We start from the raw sequence: 7,959 nt of genomic DNA, 5'->3' as shown, positions 1-7,959 counted from the left end.
CTCGTAACATCATTTGAGAATCCCTGCGGCTTTAGTCCAGGGAGTACGTCAATAAGGAACCATCGGCAACATTCCAGAGTTTAATGGTGTGGTCAAAACTAGCAGTAGCAACTATCTTGCCATCTGGACTAAAGCTGAGGTTAGCTAACTGATTGCGATGACCTGTGAGTGTTTTGACTAAGCTACCATCAGAAACATTCCACAATTTGAGAGTACGGTCAGAACTTGCAGAAGCGACCAATTTTCCATCAGGACTGAAACTGGTACTAAGTACAGGTTCACTATGAGCTAGAATAATTTTAATGATTTTGCCATCATCAACATTTAACAACCCAACAGTACCATCGGAAGCGCCACAGACAAGCATTGTACCATCGAGGCTAAAACTTACACTTGTCAGGCGATCGCGATGACCTTTAAATGTTTTGATTAAATAACGAAACTTCACATTCCACAGCTTGACTGTACCATCATCGCCAGTAGAAGCCAAAATCTTACCATCGGGACTAAAACTCAGGCTCAAAACATTGTCAGTATGAGCTTTTAATGTCGCCAGCAAAATACCATTTTTAGGATTCCATAACTTGACGGTATGATCTGCACTAGCTGAGGCGAGAATTTGGCCATCAGGACTAAAACTAACACCTGTGACTCTATCTTGATGTCCATCCAGACGATTCCATTCTCTAATACTATAAACAGACTGTCGTAATGCATACATCACTTGTTGATGTGTTTCCGATTTCACAGGAAAAAACTTTTCCAAGTCTTGTAATTTGTGTCCTGCTTTCAATGCTTCTAGTAATGCTTGGAATGGACTTGTATCAAAAGCTTTTTGCGAGTAAATACTTGTTAATAATACATTAGCTTCTGCTTGTTTTCGCCTTGCTATCCCTAATTGTGCGCCTGCTGCTATTGCTGTAATTATGGAAACAGCTAAAATCATAGAACCTATACTAATTATTAGCTTGGCTTGGCGTTGAGCTTGAGTTAAAGTATTGTTTGCTTTAGCTAATATCAAACCTTCTTCTTTTTTAACTGCTAAATCATTTTGAAATTCTCGTTTTTCTAAATCTTGACTAGCAGCTAAGAAACGATAATCGAGAGTACTTAAGCTTTGATTATTTGCCCATACAAGTGCATCTTGTAAAGCTTGACCCCGCAACAATCGGGATTCATCTTGAAAATTAGAGCTAACCCAGACATTAAAGTTTTGAGAATAGGGACGCAGCTTTTCTAGTTGTTTTTTTACCCAGTTTTGATTAAAGACTTGCTGATAAATACTATTATATATTTTTAATTTTCCCTGCTGCTGAACTACTAAACCAGATAATCTTAACTCCGTTTGTTCAGAACTACCGTCAGCAAGTATACCCTCGTCATTGCTTAGTGTGGATTGTAAAATTTCTTGATAGATTCCTAGTAATCGTCCAGCTTTTTGTTCGTTTCTCAGCAGGCGATCGCGTATAGTCTTTAAATGCTCTGGTTCGTCTTGTGCTTCCCAATTTTCAATAATACGCTGACGCACCAAACATTCTACAAAAAGTGAGGGAGATAAACCACATATATCAAAGTATGAAAACAAAACTTCTTCCTCGTCCCCCTTGTCCCCCTCGTCTCCCCGATCTCCACATCTCCCCACTTCTTCCGCTATCAACTTACAAATTTTCTGCGTTAAAAATGGCTGTCCCCCAGTCCAATTTAATATTTCTTGAAGAACTAATTGGGGATTTTTAACTTTATCTTCTAACCCTTTTGCTAATGGTAGAGCTTCATAAAATTCAAATCCATGTAATTCAATTGCCTTACCAATATTAAAAGGAGTTTGCGTTTTATCAGTAATCAAATCACTAGGAGTCGCCACACCCAACAGAGCAAAAGTCAAACGTTGATACGCCGAATTATCAACCCGTTTGTTATAAAAAAGTCGAATCAAAGTAAAAAAATCATCTAGACAAAAACTTTGACTCAGAACTCGATCAATCTCATCTACAAAAATAAAAACTTTTTGCGGAATTTCAACTAATAAAACTTCTTCAATAAATAAATTAAAACGCTGTACAGGCGAAAGCAAATCTTTTCTTTCTCGCCACCAATTCCGCCAATTAATTTTTTTACTTAAATGACAACTACTCACTAAAGATTGAACAATTCCGGCGTACCACTTTTCTGCTGTGACATCTTCTTTACCAATCCCCGTTAAGTCAATAAATGCACAAATAAATCCTTCTGCTTGCAATCTTTGCATTGTCCGTACACGCAAGCTAGATTTACCCATTTGTCGGGAATTGAGTATATAACAAAACTCGCCTGCTCTTAAACTTTGGTAAAACTCAGAATCAGCTTGTCGCGTTACGTAACTTAACGCATCAACAGGGAGACTTCCTCCCACATGATATTCATTGTCTGATGCTGATTCTGTCATGACTGCTAGTGCCAAGCCTATTCTAAGTATACTAATTACTTGTTAACAGAAATAAGTGAGCTTGTAATCAACAATCTGATTTTTTCCTATTTTCAATATTACTATACTGACTTTTTGTTCATAAAAATAGTTCAAAAAACACCTGCGATTTCAATCGCTGTTTGATTTTATGAAGTCGTCTGAAGACGACTTGCGCTATTAGCAAAGGGTTTAAACCATTTCCATATGAAGATGCATAGAAAGAACCCCTCCCAACCTCCCCTTGGTAAGGGGAGGTTGGGAGGGGTTAAAATAATGTGCAGCTTTACAGAGAATTGGTATTAAACCCTTTGCTTTACGATATTTTGAAAAAATTAGGATACTCCTTAAAAATACCTGATTTTTACCTATTGGTATTTTCCTAAATAAATTTCATGATTTGAACATCAGATAAATGAGTTGGTTGTTAATACCCAAATTACTTCCTACTCAAGAGGTACTCAATATGAAAACAAAACTACTTGTATCCACAACTTTACTCCTTGGTTGCCTAACTTTATCACAAGCTGTAAATACAACCAAAGCATTTGGACAATCTGCTCAAAAACCCTATTGCACATCAGCTTCCGATGACGGAGTAAGTTGGATGAGATGGGGTTCAAGTTCTATCGAAAAAGCTTGTTTTGAAGTTTTTACTAAACTTTTGAATGCTGGTAAAAGTGTGGATAGAGCAGCATGGGGATACTATAAAAGTGGTCAAAATACAGGTCAGCTTTCTTGTATTCAAGGAAATAGAAAAGTTACTGGATCTGGAGGCGGGATATTTGAAAATGCCATGAATATGCGTCAAAGTTTAGGTTGGAGTGGCTGCATTGTCAAACTTTAAATTAATTTGGTTAATGCAAAGCTAGCATTTCGATTCTCTGTGTAACTCAATGCACATATAAAAACTTATTCATCACTTATTCTCAGGAGGTTTGAGATGAAAATAATTTCTAAACTCACCACCAATCTTATTGCTCGTCCCGTGATTTTTGGTGTATTACTAGTTGGTGCTATTTCTACTGCTGCAACTGCTCAGGTTCTGATTAATCCTCAACCAACTTCCACTCCCACAAACGGAAGTTTCACTAACGGTAAACAACCTAGTAAGAAACCACCTAGCTCGTGTCCAGGAACTAACCCTAATTGTATCTGGGTTTGTACAGGACAAGATCCTCTCGATGGTATTGATGACAACACTTGTTCCACAAAAACATATGTTTGTTATGGTTGTGGTCCAAATGGTGGAGATGTCTATAAACCTGGTGAATAATTAGTCAGTATCGGCTAGATAGTAGTTTTAAGCCAAAACTCGCTGAAAATACTCTCGATACAAATCACACCGAGGCATGACATAATTATCTTGTCTGCGTACCAACCCCATGCTGTGTAACTTATAAATTTGCATCGAATCTAATTCCACTGGCTCAGGTGAAATTACAACCATCTTAAAAGCCTGAGCTAGTTCCGGAACTTCTTGCAGCAATTGTAAATATCCTCGTAAGTGATTACTATAAATTCCTGCTTCTGTAGTGGACTCTTGCAACAACTGTTCTAAAGTGACATTTCCGGAACTCACCTCATACATTGCTAAACGCACTAAATAAGGATGTCCGCCAATCATACTTACTAATGTTTCCACCTGAGTATTATCCCATTTCAAATTATGTAGGCAAGCTAAATCACGAATTTGCTTGTGATCAAATTCCAGCAATTCTATAGGAACTCCGGCGTTAAAAGGAGATTGATTAATATCTAAAGGAATATAAACTTCGGTAGAATGTGCTATTACTAGCCGCAATTTTTGCCATATTTCTAAAATTTTTCCTTTTTCATGCCAACTTCGCAGCATTCCCAAAAAGTCTTCTATGACTTCTGTATAGGAAAAAATCTTATCGAGATTATCCAATGACAATACTAAAGGAGAATCAATTTCCGTCAATAAATATTCTTCAAAATATGCTGTACAATTATCATTACTACCTAAAATATCTGTGTCCCAATAATCAGGTAATTTATTTTCTAAGTTTAATTTCTTGCCGACCATGCAACATAGCCAACGCAGTAATTTATCTAAGTTAATTAATATTTCATGATTAACACTACTCAAGTCTAAATAGATTGTGTGATAATTATATTGATTTACGTGGTCTAAAATTGTATTTATCAAAGAAGTTTTACCCATCAACTTTGGAGCTTTAATACGAATGAGAGAACCAGGTTTTACAATAGTTTCATAACAAATGATCTCAATACTATTACGTTGTACATAAAGAGGAGATTTTGGTGGGATTGAACCTTCGGGAAATGGGAGTCTATTAATTTGAAAAAGAGAAGATTTATATTGTTGTTTTTCCCATGTTCTTTTTAGCGCTGCTTGGAAATTTTTTTTAGTAACTTTTTCTCCTAATACTTCAGAAAGCTTATGCCATAATTTATTGCCAACATCTTTATTGAGATACTCAGCACTATAGCCATAAATTGCTGCCATATCATCATAGGTTTTACAATCCCAGGCTGACTGAAGTACTTTAATTTCAATGTCGCTCAGGTGTTTACCTGTATGTTGAAATACAGCTTGATCGGCAGCTTCTTTTGCTTGTAACCAAGGAAATTCTAATTCTGCATCCATATCAAAATGTGAGTCGCGAAAATTATCCGCCACTTGATGAGTTTTATGGCCATACTCTATAGATACAAATTAGAACTGGAGTATTCCTGAATTGATTGGATCAAACAAAATTTATGATTTTAAATTTAGACAAAGATAAATATTAAACAAAAGGTTAAATTAAACAATCTTGATTTTTTATGTATCTAAAAGTCGATATGACAAAGCTTTGTTAGCATCATCATAGTATAAATGTTGCCAAAGACTCGCAACAATGTTTAAATTATTGCAGGAAAGGCTATGACTACAACGCTAGCAACGCCCGATTCCATTGAATCTCTTCTAGGTGATGAAGCCCAAGACTTACTGACTTATAAAGCTAAACTTTCCAAAGATTTATTGCATTTACCAGGCCCTGACTTTGTAGATCGAGTCTGGCTAAATAGCGATCGCAATCCCCAAGTTTTGCGTAATCTGCAAACACTGTACTCTAGTGGTAGACTTGCCCATACTGGCTATCTTTCTATCTTGCCAGTAGACCAAGGGATTGAACACTCAGCAGGCGCATCATTTGCACCCAACCCGATTTACTTCGATCCAGAAAATATTGTCAGACTGGCGATCGCTGCTGGTTGTAATGCTGTAGCTACAACTTTAGGAGTGTTGGGTGCAGTTTCACGCAAATATGCTCATAAAATCCCCTTCATTGTCAAACTCAACCACAACGAACTCCTAACTTATCCCAATCAATTTGACCAGATTATGTTCGCTTCCGTCGAACAAGCGTGGAATTTAGGTGCTGTAGCAGTGGGTGCAACAATTTACTTTGGTTCCGAAAACTCTACCAGACAAATTCAAGAAGTCAGCCAAGCTTTTAAACGCGCCCATGAATTGGGAATGGTGACAATTCTGTGGTGCTATTTGCGTAATAACGCATTTAAACAAGATCAAGATTATCACCTTGCTGCTGACTTGACAGGACAAGCCAATCACTTAGGCGTAACCATAGAAGCTGACATCATTAAACAAAAGCTACCAGAAAATAACAATGGTTACACAGCAGTAGCCCAAGCAACAGGTAAGAGTTACGGTAAAACCGACAAACGGGTTTACACAGACTTGACAACAGATCACCCCATTGATTTGACTCGTTACCAACTCTTAAATTGTTATTGCGGACGCGCTGGTTTAATCAATTCTGGTGGCGCATCTGGTAAAAATGACTTTGCAGAAGCAATCCGCACCGCAGTCATTAACAAACGTGCTGGCGGTACAGGCTTAATTTCTGGACGCAAAACATTCCAGCGTCCCTTCGATGAAGGTGTGCAATTATTCCACGCCATTCAAGATGTTTATCTATCCAAAGAAGTGGCGATCGCTTGAATTAGAGTGTGGGGAGTGTGGGAGGTGTGGGGAGACTAATTATAAGTAACCAATTCTCCCTTGTCTCCCTTGTCCCCGATCCCCGTTCCCCGATCCCTACTTCTGGGATATTCTGGAAGAGGTGAGAATTGGCTGAATGACGATGAAGCTGGCAGAAAGAGTAAGTCAAGTAACGCCTTCTATAACTTTAGCGATCGCAGCGAAAGCAAAAGCAATGAAGGGCGAAGGTATAGATGTTTGTAGTTTTAGTACTGGTGAACCGGATTTTGATACCCCAGCACATATTAAAGCTGCTGCTCAAAAAGCTTTAGACGAAGGTAAAACTAAGTATGGGCCTGCTGCTGGGGAACCAAAGTTAAGAGAAGCGATCGCCCGCAAGCTGAAAAATGATCATGGTCTTGATTATAAAGCCGAAAATGTCATCGTCACTAATGGCGGTAAGCATTCTCTGTTTAATTTAATGCTAGCAGCGATTGAATCAGGTGATGAGGTTATAATCCCTGCTCCTTACTGGTTAAGCTACCCGGAAATGGTGACTTTGGCGGGTGGTGTATCTGTAATTGTTCCTACAGATGCCAGTACAGGATATAAAATTACTCCTGAACAATTACGCAAGTCTATCACTCCCAAGACTAAGTTATTTATCCTCAACTCACCATCTAATCCTACAGGTATGGTGTACACGCCGGAGGAAATCAAAGCCTTGGCGGAAGTAGTAGTTGCAGCAGATATCTTTGTTGTTTCTGACGAGATTTACGAAAAAATTCTCTATGACGGTGCAACACATTTGTCTATTGGTTCACTGGGAGAAGAAATATTTGCTCGTACAATTGTTAGTAATGGTTTTGCCAAAGGTTACTCGATGACGGGATGGCGGGTTGGTTATTTGGCAGGGCCAATAGATATTATTAAAGCTACAAGTACAATTCAAAGTCATAGTACTTCAAATATATGTACTTTTGCTCAGTATGGTGCGATCGCAGCTTTGGAAGGTTCCCAAGACTGTGTGGAACAAATGCGCCAAGCTTTTGCTAAACGCCGCCAAGTTATGTTAAAACGACTCAACGCCATTCCTGGATTAACTTGTTCCCAACCAGACGGCGCGTTTTATCTATTTCCTGATATCAGCAAAACCGGATTAAAATCTCTGCAATTTTCTGACGCTTTACTAGATGAACAACAAGTAGCAGTCATTCCGGGGATTGCTTTTGGTGCAGATAACAATATTCGTCTCTCCTACGCTACAGATATGACCACAATTGAAAAGGGGATGGATAGGTTGGAGAAGTTTGTCAAATCGCGGATTTGAAGAAAAACAAGACAAGATTCCCCATTTCTTAGAGTAGTCGGGAATCTTGTCTTTTTGATAACTCTTTAGACAGCTGGTTCACCATTGTCATCAGCTGCTTGCATCTGTTGCAAAATTTCTGCTTTAATTTTGGCATCAAAGTCAGGATCGTCTACAGTTGTAACCCACATTCCGCACTTCAAAATGTAGCGCAAGAGATTACATGGTGAT

General features: G+C 38.3%; 6 protein-coding genes. 4 read left to right on the top strand and 2 right to left on the bottom strand.

Annotated features, from left to right (window positions below; all coding sequences use genetic code 11):
- Positions 1–31: 31 nt before the first annotated feature.
- Positions 32–2,425 (bottom strand): AAA-like domain-containing protein, encoded by a 2,394-nt coding sequence (locus AC5JMK_RS10230; RefSeq protein ID WP_495910008.1) that lies wholly within the window; start codon positions 2,423–2,425, stop codon positions 32–34.
- A gap of 484 nt (positions 2,426–2,909) precedes the next feature.
- Here AC5JMK_RS10230 and AC5JMK_RS10225 point away from each other — a divergent pair, with 484 nt between their 5' ends.
- On the top strand, positions 2,910–3,290 hold the full coding sequence (locus AC5JMK_RS10225; RefSeq protein ID WP_495910007.1) for a hypothetical protein: 381 nt from the start codon (positions 2,910–2,912) through the stop codon (positions 3,288–3,290).
- Positions 3,291–3,386: 96 nt separating this feature from the next.
- A complete protein-coding gene (locus tag AC5JMK_RS10220; RefSeq protein ID WP_096675870.1) occupies positions 3,387–3,719 on the top strand; it encodes a hypothetical protein in 333 nt (110 codons plus the stop codon).
- Positions 3,720–3,746: 27 nt separating this feature from the next.
- On the opposite strand, the gene AC5JMK_RS10215 is transcribed toward AC5JMK_RS10220, so the two are convergent.
- Positions 3,747–5,111: an AAA-like domain-containing protein gene (locus tag AC5JMK_RS10215; RefSeq protein WP_495910006.1), complete on the bottom strand. Its 1,365-nt coding sequence runs from the start codon at positions 5,109–5,111 to the stop codon at positions 3,747–3,749.
- Positions 5,112–5,357: 246 nt separating this feature from the next.
- Here AC5JMK_RS10215 and AC5JMK_RS10210 point away from each other — a divergent pair, with 246 nt between their 5' ends.
- Positions 5,358–6,440 (top strand): class I fructose-bisphosphate aldolase, encoded by a 1,083-nt coding sequence (locus AC5JMK_RS10210; protein ID WP_096675872.1) that lies wholly within the window; start codon positions 5,358–5,360, stop codon positions 6,438–6,440.
- A 142-nt stretch (positions 6,441–6,582) separates the two neighbouring features.
- Positions 6,583–7,749, top strand: a complete 1,167-nt coding sequence (locus tag AC5JMK_RS10205; protein WP_096675873.1) for a pyridoxal phosphate-dependent aminotransferase — start codon at positions 6,583–6,585, stop codon at positions 7,747–7,749.
- The last annotated feature ends 210 nt before the right edge of the window (positions 7,750–7,959 follow it).

It is taken from the genome of Pelatocladus sp., assembly GCF_059505505.1.
Note: the sequence above shows the minus strand (reverse complement) of the source record. Positions and strands in the feature narration are given on the sequence as shown.

Bases quoted from the DNA above. Each gene is read 5' to 3' on its own strand.
- AC5JMK_RS10230 (WP_495910008.1), bottom strand. From the start codon at position 2,425: ATGACAGAATCAGCATCAGACAATGAATATCATGTGGGAGGAAGTCTC.
- AC5JMK_RS10225 (WP_495910007.1), top strand. From the start codon at position 2,910: ATGAAAACAAAACTACTTGTATCCACAACTTTACTCCTTGGTTGCCTA.
- AC5JMK_RS10220 (WP_096675870.1), top strand. From the start codon at position 3,387: ATGAAAATAATTTCTAAACTCACCACCAATCTTATTGCTCGTCCCGTG.
- AC5JMK_RS10210 (WP_096675872.1), top strand. From the start codon at position 5,358: ATGACTACAACGCTAGCAACGCCCGATTCCATTGAATCTCTTCTAGGT.
- AC5JMK_RS10205 (WP_096675873.1), top strand. From the start codon at position 6,583: ATGAAGCTGGCAGAAAGAGTAAGTCAAGTAACGCCTTCTATAACTTTA.